Origin of the sequence: Rhodococcus qingshengii JCM 15477, assembly GCF_023221595.1 — a bacterium.
GTDB classification, from domain to species: Bacteria; Actinomycetota; Actinomycetes; order Mycobacteriales; family Mycobacteriaceae; genus Rhodococcus_F; species Rhodococcus_F qingshengii.
Genome location: NZ_CP096563.1, coordinates 1,899,061 through 1,915,678, shown reverse-complemented (window position 1 = coordinate 1,915,678; position 16,618 = coordinate 1,899,061). Strand labels below are relative to the sequence as shown.

14 protein-coding genes are annotated in these 16,618 nt (G+C 62.6%); 1 reads left to right on the top strand and 13 read right to left on the bottom strand.

Going from position 1 to position 16,618, the window contains the following annotated elements; translation table 11 throughout:
- Nucleotides 1-84 precede the first annotated feature (84 nt).
- The 13 genes from adh to mftA form a co-directional block, all read right to left on the bottom strand.
- A complete protein-coding gene (gene adh / locus M0639_RS08975; protein WP_007730158.1) occupies nt 85-1,608 on the bottom strand; it encodes an aldehyde dehydrogenase in 1,524 nt (507 codons plus the stop codon).
- Between the two features lie 143 nt (nt 1,609-1,751).
- Nucleotides 1,752-3,065 (bottom strand): sigma-54-dependent transcriptional regulator family protein, encoded by a 1,314-nt coding sequence (locus M0639_RS08970; RefSeq protein WP_003941954.1) that lies wholly within the window; start codon nt 3,063-3,065, stop codon nt 1,752-1,754.
- A gap of 105 nt (nt 3,066-3,170) precedes the next feature.
- A complete protein-coding gene (mftG, locus tag M0639_RS08965) occupies nt 3,171-4,652 on the bottom strand; it encodes a mycofactocin dehydrogenase MftG (RefSeq protein ID WP_064074172.1) in 1,482 nt (493 codons plus the stop codon).
- Entirely contained in the window at nt 4,649-6,046 is a 1,398-nt protein-coding gene (mftF, locus tag M0639_RS08960; protein WP_064074225.1) for a mycofactocin biosynthesis glycosyltransferase MftF, read from the bottom strand. Before mftF ends, mftG begins: the two co-directional genes overlap by 4 nt.
- A 97-nt stretch (nt 6,047-6,143) precedes the next feature.
- Nucleotides 6,144-6,836, bottom strand: a complete 693-nt coding sequence (gene mftE, locus M0639_RS08955) for a mycofactocin biosynthesis peptidyl-dipeptidase MftE (protein ID WP_054186896.1) — start codon at nt 6,834-6,836, stop codon at nt 6,144-6,146.
- Nucleotides 6,837-6,936: 100 nt separating this feature from the next.
- The gene (locus M0639_RS08950; protein WP_064074173.1) at nt 6,937-8,175 is read right to left on the bottom strand and encodes an HNH endonuclease signature motif containing protein; all 1,239 of its coding nucleotides are present in this window, start codon (nt 8,173-8,175) and stop codon (nt 6,937-6,939) included.
- 41 nt (nt 8,176-8,216) lie between these two features.
- A complete protein-coding gene (locus M0639_RS08945) occupies nt 8,217-10,166 on the bottom strand; it encodes a mycofactocin system FadH/OYE family oxidoreductase 2 (RefSeq protein WP_064074174.1) in 1,950 nt (649 codons plus the stop codon).
- On the bottom strand, nt 10,166-10,993 hold the full coding sequence (locus tag M0639_RS08940) for a mycofactocin-coupled SDR family oxidoreductase (protein WP_003941966.1): 828 nt from the start codon (nt 10,991-10,993) through the stop codon (nt 10,166-10,168). Before M0639_RS08940 ends, M0639_RS08945 begins: the two co-directional genes overlap by 1 nt.
- The gene (locus M0639_RS08935; RefSeq protein WP_064074175.1) at nt 10,990-12,921 is read right to left on the bottom strand and encodes a mycofactocin system FadH/OYE family oxidoreductase 1; all 1,932 of its coding nucleotides are present in this window, start codon (nt 12,919-12,921) and stop codon (nt 10,990-10,992) included. The genes M0639_RS08940 and M0639_RS08935 overlap by 4 nt, the downstream gene beginning before the upstream one ends.
- A gap of 26 nt (nt 12,922-12,947) precedes the next feature.
- Entirely contained in the window at nt 12,948-14,126 is a 1,179-nt protein-coding gene (gene mftD, locus M0639_RS08930) for a pre-mycofactocin synthase MftD (protein ID WP_003942047.1), read from the bottom strand.
- A gap of 55 nt (nt 14,127-14,181) precedes the next feature.
- A complete protein-coding gene (gene mftC, locus M0639_RS08925) occupies nt 14,182-15,399 on the bottom strand; it encodes a mycofactocin radical SAM maturase (protein WP_003942089.1) in 1,218 nt (405 codons plus the stop codon).
- 76 nt (nt 15,400-15,475) lie between these two features.
- A complete protein-coding gene (gene mftB, locus M0639_RS08920; protein ID WP_007728309.1) occupies nt 15,476-15,763 on the bottom strand; it encodes a mycofactocin biosynthesis chaperone MftB in 288 nt (95 codons plus the stop codon).
- The gene (gene mftA / locus M0639_RS08915) at nt 15,748-15,843 is read right to left on the bottom strand and encodes a mycofactocin precursor MftA (RefSeq protein ID WP_063836238.1); all 96 of its coding nucleotides are present in this window, start codon (nt 15,841-15,843) and stop codon (nt 15,748-15,750) included. The genes mftB and mftA overlap by 16 nt, the downstream gene beginning before the upstream one ends.
- Before the next feature lie 150 nt (nt 15,844-15,993).
- Between mftA and mftR the strand changes: the two genes are divergently transcribed.
- Nucleotides 15,994-16,593, top strand: coding sequence for a mycofactocin system transcriptional regulator (gene mftR / locus M0639_RS08910; RefSeq protein ID WP_007728311.1), 600 nt, complete (start codon nt 15,994-15,996; stop codon nt 16,591-16,593).
- The last annotated feature ends 25 nt before the right edge of the window (nt 16,594-16,618 follow it).

The following is a 16,618-nucleotide window of genomic DNA, read 5'->3' as shown; positions in this document are numbered from 1 at the left end:
TCCGTGTGTTTGTGCAGGTTTCGCGTGTTGCAGTCTTGCTCACCGGCACCCGCAGCGAGGGGCTCACGGGTGCCGGTGGGTAGATCAGAAGAAGCCCTGAGCCTTCTGGGCGTAGCTGACCAGGAGGTTCTTGGTCTGCTGGTAGTGCGAGAGCATCATCAGGTGGTTCTCGCGGCCGATGCCGGACTGCTTATATCCACCGAAAGCGGCGTGTGCCGGGTACTGGTGGTACGTGTTGGTCCAGACGCGACCGGCTTGGATGTCGCGGCCTGCGCGGTAAGCAACTCCGCCGTCGCGGGACCAGACACCGGCGCCCAAACCGTAGAGCGTGTCGTTGGCGATTTCGATGGCCTCGTCGTAGTCCTTGAACGAGGTGACCGAGACGACGGGTCCGAAGATCTCTTCCTGGAAGATGCGCATCTTGTTGTTGCCGGTGAACACCGTCGGCTGGACGTAGTAACCGCCGGACAGGTCTCCGCCGAGTTCGGCTCGCTCACCACCGGTGATGACCTTGGCGCCTTCGGCCTTGCCGATCTCGATGTACGAGAGGATCTTCTCGAGCTGATCGTTGCTGGCCTGGGCACCGATCATGGTGTCGGTGTCGAGCGGATCCCCTTGGCGCACAGCCTTGGTGCGGATGGCTGCCATCGCCAGGAACTCGTCGAAGATGTCTTCCTGGATCAGCGAACGTGACGGGCAGGTGCAGACCTCGCCCTGATTGAGGGCGAACATCGTGAAGCCCTCGAGTGCCTTGTCCTGGTAGTCGTCGTTGGAGGCAAGGACGTCGGAGAAGAAGATGTTGGGGCTCTTGCCACCGAGTTCGAGGGTGACGGGGATAAGGTTCTGCGACGCGTACTGCATGATCAGGCGACCGGTGGTGGTCTCACCGGTGAACGCGATCTTCTTGATACGCGGGCTGGACGCGAGCGGCTTTCCGGCCTCGACGCCGAAGCCGTTGACGATGTTGAGAACACCGGCAGGCAGCAGGTCACCGATGATGCCGATGAGGTGCAGGATCGAGACTGGCGTCTGCTCGGCAGGCTTGAGCACGATGGCATTACCGGCAGCGAGGGCGGGGGCAAGCTTCCACACGGCCATGAGGATCGGGAAGTTCCACGGAATGATCTGGCCGACTACGCCGAGCGGCTCGTGAAAGTGGTACGCCACGGTGTCGGAGTTGATCTCCGAGAGCGAACCTTCCTGTGCGCGAATAGCTCCCGCGAAGTATCGGAAGTGATCGATGGCGAGCGGAATGTCGGCGTTGAGGGTCTCGCGGATCGGCTTGCCGTTGTCCCACGACTCGGCGAGTGCGATGGATTCGAGGTTCTCCTCCATACGATCAGCGATCTTGTTCAAGATGATCGCGCGCTCGGCGACCGAGGTCTTGCCCCAGGCCGGAGCTGCTGCGTGCGCTGCGTCGAGAGCGAGTTCGATGTCTTCTGCGGTGGAACGAGCCACATCACAGAAATTCTGTCCGGTCACCGGTGTCGGGTTCTCGAAGTACTGACCCTTGACCGGAGCAACCCATTCGTTGCCGATCCAGTTGTCGTATCGAGACTGGAAGGACATGATCGCGTCGGCGGTACCTGGGCGGGCGTACACGGTCATTGCAAGCTCCTATGTAAACGTGTTCTTCCTGGGCGCACCCACCAAATCGGTGACTGCAATCCCACCCCCCGGTGGGGTGTGATTCACAACACTAGGAGTTGCAACGTTGCAAGTACGTTGCGTGCGAGAAACGCGGATGATTCTCAGATGCCCAATTGGCGGTCGAGGAGATCAATTCTTGCCTGGACCTGCGAATACAACGGAGATTGAGGATCCAACGTGGACAGGTAGGCCTCCCACACGACTGAGTCTTCGCGGCCGTGCACCGACGTGGTCCACCGGGCCAGAAGGTTGGCGTCACCTCCACGCAGCAGAGCTGCCTGGACCCTGGTGCGTAGTTCTTCCCGCACCTCTTCGATTCCCGGGGAGGCAGAGCCCGCCAGCACCGGGCCCGAATACAGTTTCATCGCCGTCGCTGCGTCGCCTCGGTCCAACGCTGCCCGCACATCGCCGACATCTGTCGTGAACTCCGTGATGATCCGATAGGGGCGCGAAGCCAGCCGGTCGGCACCGAAAACCTTACGAAGCCGCGACATTTCCGCGCGAATGGTCACTGCGTCGAGCTCCCCCTCGTCGAGCAGGACCGCAAGGTGGTCGGAGCTGAGACCCTCCGGGTGTTCGGAAAGCAGAAGGAGAATCTCGGCGTGACGCTGCGAAATCGGGATGCGGTCACCGCCGCGAACCAGCATCGGCCGGCCGGCACCGAATGTTTCGAGGCGCGGAGCCGTGGCACTGAGCGGGATGGGCGAGTTCAAGAGATGGAATCGCAATTCCGATTCGGCGGCCGCGACAGTTGCACGGATCAGTGACAGCACTTCGGGAACCGCAACCCTGGGACCACCGGTGATGTCGATGGCACCAAGGATTTGACCAGTGGTGGGATCGTGGACGGGTGCGGCCGAACAACTCCAGTCGTGCACGGTTCGGTTGAAATGCTCGGATCCGAAAATCTGTACGGAGTGATCGAGAGCAAGCGCCGTTCCCGGCGCATTGGTGCCGACACGATCTTCGCTCCAATCGGCGCCTTCGACGAAGTTCATGGACAACGCCTTGTCCTTGGCCGAGTTGTCACCCTCCACCCAGAGCAATCGACCGTGTGCGTCACTGATCGCGATCAGTAGTCCGGTCTCGGCAGCATCTTCCACCAGGAGTTTCCGAATCACCGGACGGATCAGTGACATGGGATGCGCGGAGCGATATTTTTCGAGCTCCAACCCTTCGAGCATCTCAGGGTTGCCGACCACATCGGGATTTACCCCCTTGTTGCGGCTACGCATCCAGGACTCGAGTACGACCGAGCGGACATGGGAGTCGTCGGTCAGCCCCTGGCCGGGCACGCCGCGAGCATCGATGAACGACTGATGGGCAGACGAAAGTCGCCGCGCGAGTAACGCGACGTCATCGCCTGGCCTGACCGCCACCCACGGGTTGCCGGGCACAGCCTGTTCACGTGCCATATTTTGCGTTCCTCCGCTCCGTGGACCACTGTAACGCCGATCACAGCCCATAGGCGAGAACGACCATTCGGTATGACTGCCGACCCAGCCTGCTGCCCCTCGCGGTCACTCGTCACCGAGCAGAATGGCGCTTGCTCGTTCCGCAACCATCACCGCGGTCGCATGCGGGCCGCGGGTCGGGATCGTCGGCAGGATTGACGTGTCAACAATACTGAGTCCTTGCGCGCCGATCACACGGCACCGACCGTCGACGACTGCGAACGGGTCCGCCTCGGCACCCATCACGCAACTACCGGACATATGCAGCGACGTTCCCAGGCGGGATTCGACCCACTCATCGGTGTACTCCACGACGGGGCGATCGATCAACCCCGTCTCGGCGATCGACTCGAGAAGATTCTCGGCGATCCGCATCCCTTCCCGAATGGCAGCTCGATCGTGCGCCGACGCGACGTAGTTGTACCGAATACGCGGCGCCCCAGCGGGATCCCGCGATGCCAGTTCGATGCTTCCCCGGCTGTGCGGCGCCATGAGGACCACTCCGACGCCGTGGTCCATGCGAGGCACACCGGGAACCAGTTCGGTGAAAGATGCGGTGTACGGACGAATTTCGATCTCAGCGAGGTTGAGGGCTGTCTCCAGCACCGGAGTCTGCGATCGAATCGTGCGGGGCTTCGAAAAATGGTACGGCAGCAGCACTTCCGGGTGGTCGACGAAGTTCTGTCCGACGCCCGGTCGATCGAGAACGACGGAAACTCCTTGCTCTACAAGTTGTTCCGCTGGACCAACACCGGAATTGAGGAGAATGTGCGGTGTCGCCACCGCGCCCGAACACACGACCACATGGTCGGCACGAATGCGTCGGACATTGCCGTCGTCGAGAACGTCGACGCCGATCGCACGGGTACCCGAGAACGCGATGCGAATGACGTTCACTCCGGATTCCACCCGCAAATTCGGCCGGTGCAACGCCGGCATCAGATAGCCGATCGACGTACTGATCCGACGATGATCCGAGACGTTCAGTGGCACTCGGCCCACCCCGAACGAGTCCGGCGCATTCTTGTCGACGTCGTCGGGAAAGCCTGCTCCGAGCGCTGCCGCATGAAACTCGCCGCTCAGTGGATGTAGTTGGTCCCACGCTCGACGCTCGACCGGGATCGGTCCGGCGGTCCCGTGGAACTCGCCCTCGAAATCACGATCCGTTTCGGACTTCTTGAAGTACGGCAAGACGTCGTCGTATCGCCATGAACTCGGCCAATTCTCGAAATCAGCACGGGTCGCGCGGGTGAAGTACGCACCGTTGACGGCTCCGGATCCACCGAGTGTCCGCCCCCGCGCAATTGTGGACGCCCGACGCGGCGTCAGTTCGACCGGATAGGTCCACGTGTATTCGCTCGCAGGTCCGACCGGCAGTCGGTACGGATCACCCAGGACGTCCGGGAGTTCGAGCGCCGATCGATATCCGCTTCCCGATTCGAGGAGCATCACCGTGGCGGATGGATCTTCACTGAGCCTGGCTGCGACCACGCAACCACACGTGCCACCACCGACAACCAGGAAATCTGCGTAGTCGGCTTCTGTCACTTGGTGATTCGAGGTTTCAGCGCCGCCCAGTCGCGGGCGTCGAATGCGCCACGCCAGAGTCCGGCTCCATACGCGATGTCGTCGGCTCGTTTGAAGAAGACGTACCGAACCGGTCCCAGCCCGCCTGGCTCACGGTGGCGATACCAGTCCACCAAACCTTCGGTGACTGCTGCAGCGACGGCCAGCCGCCGAATTCGCCTGGAGGCGATCACCGCCAGGAGCGTCACGGGCCAGTAGTGACGACACATTGCCGAGGCGAGTTGCCAGAATCCGCCGACAACTCCCTGCGCGGTGAGGATCGCCGCGATCCGGGTGGGTTGACTCAGGCCGGTGAACATCTTTCGCAGCCGGTAAACGGTAAACAGCAAAGCGCCGAGTGCGCCGGCAAGACCGGAACGGGTCAGTGTTGCGGCGACGATGCACGCGAAGAGCGTCGAGAACGACATCGCCATCGGCGGAACCGAACCCTCGTGTCTTGCAGCCAACGGCGCCGCACCCGTGCCGTAGAACGCTCTCCTGGCGAACCACTTGTCGAACTGAACTCGATGATCGTGGGCGACATGCGCAACCGGTTCGTACCTCAGTCGCCAACCCGCAGCCTGCAGTCGCCAGCAGAAATCGACGTCCTCGGCTACTTCGAGACTCTCGTCGAAACCGTTGCATTCGAGTGCCACGTCGCGCCGGACGATCACGGCGGCGCTGGGGACATAGGCGACCGGACTGCCCGACTTCACCGCAGCTTCCTTGCGTCCGAGGTCGAGAGACGATCGCATGTTCTCGTACCGCGCCAGCGCCGTCCCGTACGGATCGAGGGCGACGATGCGGGGTGCAACAAGGGCAACCCCCGGATCGCTGAAGTGGCCCAACATCAACTCGAGCCAACCGGCACGCGGTATGACGTCGGAGTCCAGGAAAGCTACGAAACGTGTTTGGGCCGAACGCAATCCCGAGTTTCTCGCTGCCGAGGGTCCGCGGGCACTCTCGTGCCGGACCACTGTGATGGTGCCGGTGCCCGGGCAGGCGCGACGGGGCTCCACCGGCACTTCCGAACCGTCGTCGACAACGATGACGGTCAGATCCTTGAGGACGGGCAATAGGCGTTCGACGCCGGCCTGGTTGTCCTTGACCGGAATCACGACCGTGACATCGGCAGCGGACGGCGTCGACATCGGACGAGGATTCGCGACACCTGAATCGAGAAGGTGTCGCGCAACCGCAGCGCTCTGCTGATCGACCACCTCGAGGAAGCCGTCACCGATCATCGCCGCAGCCGTCGGCGCCAGCTTGAGCATCCGCGTCGGAGATCCGCCGATGAGTACCCGGCCACCCGAGTACGTGCGCACCTTGGGGTCCAACCGAATGCCGAAGCCGTCGGGGAGTCTTGCTGGTCGCATCAGATGATCGTAAGGGACGTAGCCCGTCGTGCTGCAACTCGTCGCAGCCTCGAAAGCCGTCGCAGGTGGACCGTCCGCCCCCACTCGGTCGTGGTCGTCACCGAAGCCTCCCATCTGGACCAGGCTCCCACCGGGCCAGTCCATCCGTCACGCGTCCTACCAACTCACCGAAGATGTATGCGCCGTCTTCGGCGGTAGCCCCGACTGGATTGCCGAGAACGCCGTTTTGCGACACAGCGACCATACCGCCCGAACGCATTCCTGGCATCAGGTCCGCGATAGGAGACAAATTTCCTGTCTCAGCAAGGCTCATGTGCACCAAATCGGGCGAAAGGTGCAGCAATAGGCTCGTTTCAGTGTGTCCGGCATGCGCGTCGGCACCCGGAACAGCGCACGGCGCCCAAGCAGCATCACGCCCCTCATACCGCAGAAGTGCCACCGCTTTGGCCAATGCGGGACCATTTCCGCCGTGGCCGTTGACGAACAGCACCCGCTTCGTCCATCTGAACGCCGACCTTCCGTATTCGACGACGACGGTTTCCATAGCCTCGGCACCGATCGAAATCGTGCCGGCAAACCCTTCGTGTTCGCCGCTCGCCCCGTATTCGATGGCCGGGGCCACGACGACGTCGGGCAGAGCCTGTGCGACTGCTCTCGCGATCCGAGTGTCGGTATCGAGAGGCAGGTGCGGTCCGTGTTGTTCGAAAGAACCGACCGGGACCACGACGGTGAGCGCAGTGCCCTCGAGCGCAGGACTCGGGATGGCAGCAAGGTCACGCGGAGAACTCATCCCCCGATCGTATTGGTGCGGGCCCCTCCCACCGCAACACTGCATGCGGATACACCGGGGCATTTTGTTGTGCCCCGGCGTATTCGTCAGTTGTCGCGGTTCACGCCGCTGTGGGTGGGCTGTTCCCGCCGATCGGCTGCTGATGCGGATCAACAGACATCGGTGGGTAGAACACCGACCTCCGATCCGGCCCGATCTCCACCCGCCACTCCGTGTGGTGCATCGTCCGGTGGTGATGACCGCACAACAAGATCAGATTGTCGAGACCCGTTGGGCCGCCATCGTTCCAGTGAACAATATGATGGGCATCGCACCACCCCGGCGGTGTCCCACATCCCGGAAACGCGCACCCACCATCACGAACCGCAAGAGCCCGCCGCTGCGGCACCGTTGCTGTTCTCGCTTCCTTACCGCAGTCGAGCGGAACACCATTCTCGTCCAACAAGATCCGCGTCACGGTGCAGTCGCACGCCAACATCCGCGCAGTGTCGATACTGATCGGGCCCACCCAATCGGTCCACGCAAATCCGAGTTCTTCGGTGGACGGCAGGAGGTCTTTCAACGCCTTGAGGTCGGTCATGTCTTTCGCGGACGCGGTAACGGTGATGTGCGGTTTCACTCCGCCTTCGATCGGACCCAACCCCGCCCGCTCGTACCGGCGCAACAGTTCGCAGAACCCGTCCGCACGTCGTAATGCCGGGGTGCGGGTGTCTTTGGCGCCGTCCTTCTCCGGTGTCGGAGCCGACAGGCTCGACAACAATGTGATCAACCGGGCCCCGTTCACAGCATCTAGGTCGCCCTTCACAGTTACTCTGCCGTACAGGCCTTTCGACGCGTAGAACTCGTTCCGCTCCGAATCTTCCCCGACCGGAACCCCGTCCTCGCGTTTGCCGTACTGCTTCTCGATCCGCCGGATCGCCGCCCGCACCGCATCACAATCCGCAATGTTCTTCGACGCCAGGCCCAACAAGATCCCGCGGGCCTTGTCCACATCCGCCGGCGTCATGTTCTTCGGCGGATGCTGACAAAACGACGCCACCTGCCGCGCCTTCAACGCATCCACGTCACCGCGATGAAACGCATCGCCCACCACGGGTTCGAGCATCAACAACCGCGCCAACCCGACCAGCAGACTGCACTCACCGATCTCCAGATTCGTCGACCCATGCAACCACTGCGCGATCGCCCGAAAACCCTTCCCGCCAAGAACCTCACGGGAAAACATCTCCACGATCAGCAACACCATCCGCGACTGCAACTCGTGCCGGGCGCGCACCAGATCCAGAACCTCACTCTTGAGGCCCACGCCATCCAGTTGCCACGCTTCCCGACTGTCCATGCTCAAAACATACTTTCGAGAACCAGGGACAAAACGGACGACTATATCGCCAACGCGGCCCGATGCCCCTCGATGACGGCCGCGTGCGAACGCCTCGGAGACAAGGCGTCACCGATGCGAAATTTCTCGAAACAGCTTCCCTGCAAGGTGTTCCACAACTCGTCGACAGGTTCCTGCTGTGTCGCGAAGACCACCCAGTCGACTGCAACTTCCTCGGTCACACCCGTCGGAAGGTGAACCAAGCTCACGAGCGGCGAGGCCCCAGCGCTCACCGAAGTCACCATCAGATCTGTCCGTTGACCGATCGACTTCTCGAACGCCCGGCGGTTCCACCCCTCGAAATCCAGGGTGATGCTCAGGTCCTGCGCGACCACCATGCCGTTGGTCGCGATCGTGACGGCACAGCCTCGATCAGCGAGGAACTCCGCCACCGACGTACCTTGATGGAATCCCAGTTCGTCGTAGACGAGCACCGTTCCACTCGGCAGAATCTTGCCGTCGAGAACGTCTCGAACACCCACCACACGCTCTGATCCACCCGCCCACGCCGGTCGCACAGGCCGCGCTCCGGTTGCAATCACGACCACCTCGGGCGCGCGCTCCTCCACGATCGCGAGATCAGCTCCAGCATCCAACTCGATCGTCACACCGCTTCGGCGACACTCAGATTCGAGATTCCGGACGAGGTCGGCGAGCTCACGGCGAGCCGGTACCACCGAGGCGGTAAGAATCTGTCCCCCAAGTCTTCGTTCACGCTCGAACAGCGTCACCGCATGACCTCGCTGGGCCGCTGTAGCCGCAGCTTGCAGGCCGGCCGGGCCACCACCGACCACCACCACCGTGCGGCCCCGTCGCCGCGGCATCGGCAGCGGTACCGATTCCCGACCGGCGCGCGGATTTTCGGTGCACCCCAACCAACGTCCCAGACCCATCCGCCCGACGCATTCCTGGTTGCAGGACAGGCAGGTTCGCACCTGTACCGATTGACCAGCACGCGCCTTGTTCACAAAATCCGGATCGGCGATCTGCCCGCGAACTACTCCCACCAGATCGCATACACCGTCCTCGAGTGCGGCTTCGGCTTGCTCCGGCGTCTTGAAACGGCCGACTCCGACGACTGGAAGATCGACGACCTCCCTGATCGCAGACGGGACGAAGTTGGCGTAGCCGGTGGGTACAGCCATCGATGCTTCGACCAGATGCAGTGTTTCCGTGGCCATTCCGACGGTGGTGTTGATGTAGTCGACGTAACCGTCAGCTTCGATGAGTTGAGCGGTGGCTACTGCGTCGGACAGTTCGATGCCACCCCGCGTTCCTTCGTATCCACTCAGGCGCACACCGAGGGCACGATCCGGGCCGATGGCCTTACGCAGTACCCCGAGCACTTCGAGAAGGAACCGTGCACGATGTGCCACGCCCCCGCCGTAGCGATCAGTGCGCAGGTTGGTCGAGGGTGCGAGAAACGCGCGCACGATGGACGACTGCGACGCCTGCAATTCCACCCCGTCGAAGCCACCGGCAACGCAGTTGCGCGCAACAAGGGCGAACCCTGCGAGAATCTCGGCGATGTCCGCGTCGTCGACAGCCTTGGGCACCTCGCGGAACAACGGATCCGCAACGGCGCTCGGCGCCAACAGCGGCGATCGCGAATAGGTTCCAGCGCCCTGACCCCCATTGTGGTTGATCTGCGCGAGAATCGACGAACCATGCGCATGAACGGCGTCGGTGATCCGCCGGTATCCCTCGATCGCTTCGGGCCGATAGCCCGCAATCATCTTCTCGTACGGTCGATCCGAAGGATGCGTCGAGTGTTCCTCGGTGATGATCAGACCCGCACCGCCGCGTGCCCGCGCCTCGTAATAGCTCGCGTGCTGCTCCGTCGGCAACCCGTTCTCCGCGTAATTGGTCAGGTGTGCGGAGAACACCACCCGATTGCGGAGTGTCAGGTTGCCCAGGCGCAGTGGCGCGAAGAGGCGCGGGTACGGCGTCATCAGACCTTGGAGTTTCCTTGATCGAGCGCGATATGACTTGCCGTGACGGTGCGGGAACCGTCACCGGCGAGCCACAGGACGGTATCGGCGATCTCGTCAGGTTCGGCGAAAGCGATGTCGGAGAGGATCGGAGTGAAGTTGGGAAGGTACTGCGGAAACTTTGCAAATACCTCGAGCGCGCCCTGGTCGACCCCCATCGGCGTATTCACTCCGTAAGGATGGATCGAGTTGACCCTGATCTTGTACTCCCCCAGTTCCTTTGCCGCGGCCTGCGTCAGACCGACGAGACCGAACTTGGCGCTCGCGTAGTGCGCCTGTCCGGGCAGCGCCTTGAGCCCGGCCACCGAACTGACCACGATGATCGATCCACCGCGCCCACCCTCGATGATCGCCGGCACCGAGGCCTTGAGGGTTTTCCAGACTCCGGTCAGGTTGATGTCGATCAGAGTTTCCCACTGCTCGTCCGACATTTCCCAGAATCGATTCCAGTTGCAGACCCCGGCGTTGGCGACCACGATGTCGAGACGTCCGAACTGTTCGACGCCGTCCTTGACCACCGCGGTGAGCGCTGCGCCGTCACGGACATCGACCTCGCGGGCGAGGATCTTCCCGCCCTCCGCTTCCACCAGACGTATCGTCTCGGCAAAGTCCTCGGAAGTTGCTGCGTCGTAGGAATTGTCCGACGCCACCGACGCGCATACGTCGACCGCGATGATCGCTGCTCCCTCGCGCGCCATCTTGACCGCGTGCGCACGTCCTTGACCGCGCGCTGCGCCGGTGATGAAAGCAACGCGACCTTCGAGCGAACGAACTGAACCCTGTGTCATGAGATAGCCCTCTCTGCAGAATTGAAACTCGTTCTAGTAGTAAACCCTGCAAAGCGCCCTTCGCGGATGGATTCGAGAACAGTTCTCGGGGCAACCGAGTCGCCCACCTGAATGTCGGCCTCTTCCTTCAGCGTTTCGTTCGGCAGACGAGGCGAGCAGTCGATCACCACTTCGCACTCGAGCTGCGACCGCTCGCCGGTATGGACGTGTTCGACGCAGACGGCCCCTCGAGCGATTTCGGTGACACGTGACGCGAGCACCCTGGTGACCCCGGCCTGCTGGATGCGCGTGTTGGCACCGACCAGATCCCCACTCGCACCGAGCCTCGAACCGACGATGCTGTCGGGAGTCACAATCGAGACGGAGATGCCATGGGCCGCGAGTGCTTCTGCGAGCGCCACCGCGATCGGTCCACCGAGGGGATCGATCAGCGCGACCGGACCCGGCCCCACGGTGCTCAACTTCTCGAAGGCTTCCGACGCATCCAACCACCGAACCGAATCGTCGACCGGATACGTCGGCGGCCTCGCAGCACTACCGGTGGCAACGACAACAAACTCGCCCCGGCTGCGTGCGTCACCCAGGTCTTGGGCGTCGAGCGCCGCCCCGGTCCGCATCGTCACGCCGCTACGACGGCATTCGTCCTCCAACCACTGCGCGAGGAGTGCGAACCGGCTACGGCCGTCACCTCGCGCAAAAGTTCGGATCATGCCGCCGAACTGCGATGAACTCTCGACGAGTGTGACCGAGTGCCCCGCCACCGCCGAGATCCGTGCGGCTTCCATCCCAGCGGGGCCACCCCCCACGACCAGCACGGCTCCCGGTGTCGAAATCTGCTCTCGCTCATCGGGGTCCACCGTCTCGAAACCCGCGCTCGGATTCCCGACGCACGTCACGACAGGATTGCGAGGATCACGCACGAGGCACGTCTGATTGCAGAGCACACACGGCCGGGGACGATCGCCGCGCGCGGCTTTCACGACCAGGTCCGGGTCTGCGATCTGGGCCCGGGTCATCTCGACGAACTCACCTACTTCCAGCGCCGCGTGAGCGTCGGCGATGTCCACGACGCTCCCCTGCACGACAACAGGAATCGACAGAGCGGCCTTGATCACACGGCACAGATCGAGGTTGAAGTTCGGCGGGCAGTGAAAATCGGGGCGGTACCGGTCAGACGAATAGAGTCCGCCACGAACGACGACAAGGAGATCGAGGAACGGAGACACTTCACGCGCGATACCGAAGGCAAGATCGGGCGTCAGGCCCGCCCATGGAGCTTCCTCGTCACAGGACAACCGCAGGGAGACAACGTGATCCGACCCGACTTCCTCGCGCACTGCCGAGATGACCTCGCGAACAAGAGCAACGCGATCGCTACCGTATCGGTCTTGCCGAGTGTTGGTCAGACCCGAAAGGAATTGTCGCAGAATGCTTCGAGGACCGGCATCGAGTTCCACTCCGTCCATTCCCGAAGCGACGGCCAGCGCCGACGCCTCACGGAAGCCGGCTATCAACTGGTCGATTTGCGCCTGCCCCATTGCCATCGGCAACTCACGCGTCGCCGGGTCGGCCACTCTGGACGGTCCCCACAGCACCGACTGGGAGTATGCGCTCGATCCCTGCATCCCGGTATGACCGAGCCCGGCCAGAACCAGCGTTCCGTACGGAGCACATGCAGCCGCGATCGACTGCCACCCCGGGCCACATTGCGACGCCAACGGCGCCCGCTCGTACGGCCAGTCGTTCTCCGATACCGAGGCCACTTCGGTGACGACGATCCCGGTTCCGCCCTCGGCGCGGCGCTGGTAGTACGCACGGTGCCGATCGGAAAGCGAGCGTCCCACAGCAAGATTGGTCTCGTGCGGACCGAAAACAACCCTGGACCGGACGAGGCGTCCGGCCAGGGTCGTGTGTTCGTCGAGTGTCAACTCACAGCTCTATCGGAGCCGTAATCTCAGCTGGCACCCAATGTGCGTGTGAAGCCTTCCGGTATCACCAGGTCCGCCGGGCTCAGTTCGGTGATGGACGAGTGGCCGAGGCCCATCAGCCCCGAGTCGATGCCCATCCGCATGAGGTCGAGCACGTTCTCGACACCGGCCTGGCCGTTGGCCGAGAGGCCCCACAGGTAGGCGCGCCCGAGCATGACGGCCTTGGCTCCGAGTGCGAGCGCCTTGACGACGTCGCCGCCGCGTCGAATGCCGCCGTCGAGAACAACTTCCACCTGATCGCCCACGGCCTCGGCAATGCCCGGGAGCACACGGATCGGCGCCGGGGTGCCGTCGAGGTTGTTACCACCGTGGTTGGAGACCGAGATAGCGGAGACACCGGCGTCGACAGCTCGCTTGGCGTCGTCGATGCGCATGATGCCCTTGAGCATGAACGGTCCACCCCACTGCTCACGAAGCCAGGCGATGTCTTCCCACGTCGGAAGCGGAGTCTGCATCCACTCGCCGTATGCGCCGAAGAACGTCGGTGCAGGCTGGCCGGGAGCCGCGAGGTTGGGGGTGGTCAGGTCCGGGATCTTGCCGGTCTTGGCGAACTCGAGCAACCACTTCGGGCGCATGATTCCCTCGGGTGCGAACTGGAACATCGCCTTGAGGTCCATCTTTTCGGGGATGGACGGGCTGCCCCAGTCGCGACCGTACGAGAAGGACCAGTCGGTGGTGATGATCAGGCCCTTGGCACCGGCAGCGCGAGCGCGCTCCATACGCTGCAGGAGCACGTCGCGGCTGCCGACCCAATACATCTGGAAGAAGACCTGCGGGTTGGCCGCGGCAACTTCTTCGATGGACTTGCTGGCAAAAGAACTCAGTCCGATGGCTGTTCCCCGTGCTGCAGCCGCACGGGCTACCGCTACTTCACCGTCGGGGTGCACTGCCTGCACACCGGTCGGTGAAATCATGACGGGCAACGAAATGTCCTGGCCCATAATGGTGGTGGACATCTCGCGCTTGTCCGACAGCCCGGCAGCGTGGGGAGCGAAACCCAATTCGCTGAATGCCGCGACGTTGTCGTCGACCGTCAGCCCTTTCTCGGATCCCGCCACCAACGCCGCGTACACGGACTTGGGCAACCTCTTCTTCGCACGGCGCTGTGCTTCTGCCACCGTCTCGAAGAAAGCATTCTTAGCCATTGAACTGACCTCTCTGGGGTGCAGCTTTCGCCGCACTGTCGGTATCGCGCAGTAGTTACTGCATTCCCGCAAGCGGGTTTTCGTCACAAATCTTGGCGGGCGGACGCATCATCAGTGTCAGTGGCACCGATGCGCGTGGGGTCTTACGTTGACCGGAACGGGAGTGGTCGACACTGGACTTCGGGACCTCGCCCGCCGACGCCAGTGCCATTTCACCGTTACCGATGACGCACTCGGGGTCAGGTCCGTCCATCGGCAGTCCGGTGAAGAACTTGGCCGCCATGCAGCCGCCGCGGCAGGAGTCGTAGTGGTTGCACTTGCTGCAGGCGCCACCGGTTTGGGGCGAGCGCAGCTCCTCGAACAGGTCCGAGTGCTGCCAGACTTCCTGGAATCCACCGTCTTTCACGATGTTTCCGGCGAGGAACTGCTCGTGAATCGCGAAGGGGCATGCGTACACGTCACCGACCGGGTCGATCAGGCACACGACGCGGCCCGCGCCACAGAGATTGAGACCGGGCAGTGCATCGCCGAAGGCGGAGAGGTGGAAGAACGAGTCGCCGGTCAGGACGCCTTCGCCATTGGCGACCAGCCAGTTGTAGAGCTCACGCTGCTGCTCCGGACGCGGGTGCAGGTCGTCCCACACGTCGGCGCCGCGGCCCGAAGGACGCAGTCGAGTGATGCGCAGGGTCGCGTCGTACTTGTCCGCGAGAGCCTTGAACTCGTCGAGCTGACTGACGTTGTGCCGCGTGACGACCACCGAAATCTTGGCGTCCTTGAAGCCGGCTTCCTTCAGGTTCGCGAGAGCGCGCTCGGCCATCGCGAACGAACCAGGCCCGCGCACAGCGTCATTGACCTCAGCGGTGGCACCGTCGATGGAAATCTGCACGTCGACGTAGTCACTGGCTGCGAGGCGCGCCGCGACCTTCTTGTCGATCTTCACGCCGTTGGTGGAGAACTTCACACCAACCTGGTGGTCGGTCGCGTAGTCGACGAGCTCCCAGAAGTCGGAGCGTACCGTCGGCTCGCCGCCACCGATGTTGACGTAGAAAACCTGCATACGCTGCAGCTCGTCGATGATGGACTTGCACTGTTCGGTGCTCAGCTCGTTGGGGTCACGACGACCCGACGACGAAAGGCAGTGCACGCAGGACAGGTTGCAGGCGTAGGTGAGTTCCCACGTCAGGCAGATGGGGGCGTCGAGTCCGAGTTCGAACTGATCGACGAGGCGACCCACCTTGGCGGGCGGGGAGGGCTGTTCAAGAACTGAGGTCATGGCTGTGTCCTCGCGAAGAAATGAAGCGGGCGAACGTGCGGAAGGGCTGTTCCGCACGTGGGGGCGAGCGTCTGGCTCAGACAGGCACGATCATGTGCGAGTCGGCGAGAGTGCTCAGCGCGCGGGCATATTGGGGAGCCGCGTCATCTTCGATGCCTTGCGCACGTAGTGCGGACCGGACATCAGGATGGTCTGGCAACGCCTTGACCACCGCAACGATGGTCGTGTTCTTCAGGAACGACAGCTTGCGTGTTCCGAAGTGGTAGAGCAACGCCCCGAAAGGTTCGGGGCGAAGCGCTACCTGCGGGTGGAGTTTCCACCCCGCATCGAGATCCAAAGCAGACACGGTCAGTACACGCCGCACATGCCGTCGATGGAAACTTCCTCCACGAGGGACTCCTCGACGAGGTCGTTCTCGAGCGCCTTGTTGTCACGATCTGACATGGATTCCTCCTGCGGTCGCACTCCGTCTGGAAGTCTGTAGATCAGACTTCCAACCTGGGAGTTGGTGGTCACTAGTGGGACTTCACTGTGACTCGGTTCACCACTGTAATGGCATCGAGTGCAGAATGACACACATGGAGCGAAAAAAGTATGCGTAGCCGCAAGAAACCGTCCGCTCGGATAGGTCGTCGCCCCTCCACAACGAAGGAGGGAATCAGCACGATCGGGATCGAACTGTTCTCGACAGTCGGCTTCAACGAGGTGAGCGTCGACCAGATAGCCGATGCCGCCGGAATCGCGCGTCGGACCTTCTTTCGCTACTTCCCGTCCAAGAACGCCGTCCCCTGGGGAGACTTCGACGGACATCTCGACGAGATGCGCGAGCACCTGGATTCACTGCCCGCTGATATTCCGTTGGTCGACGCACTCGAATCCGCATTGTTGACGTTCAACACCTTCCCACCGGAAGAGACTGCGGTACATCGCAAACGGATGGAATTGATCCTCGAAGTTCCGACGCTTCAGGCATACTCTGTGGTGATGTACGAAGGTTGGCGGCAGGTGGTCGCCGACTACGTCGCACGCCGAATGAATCTCGAGCCGACCGATCACGGCCCGCGCACGGTCGGCTATCTTCTGCTCGGGGTCGCGATGTCGGCGTACGAGCAGTGGCTCACCGACGATTCACTCGAGCTACCGGAACTCTTGAAAACAGGTACGCAGTCCCTGCGGACCGGTATCAGCACCTGAGAAAGCATCACCACCTGAGAAAGGC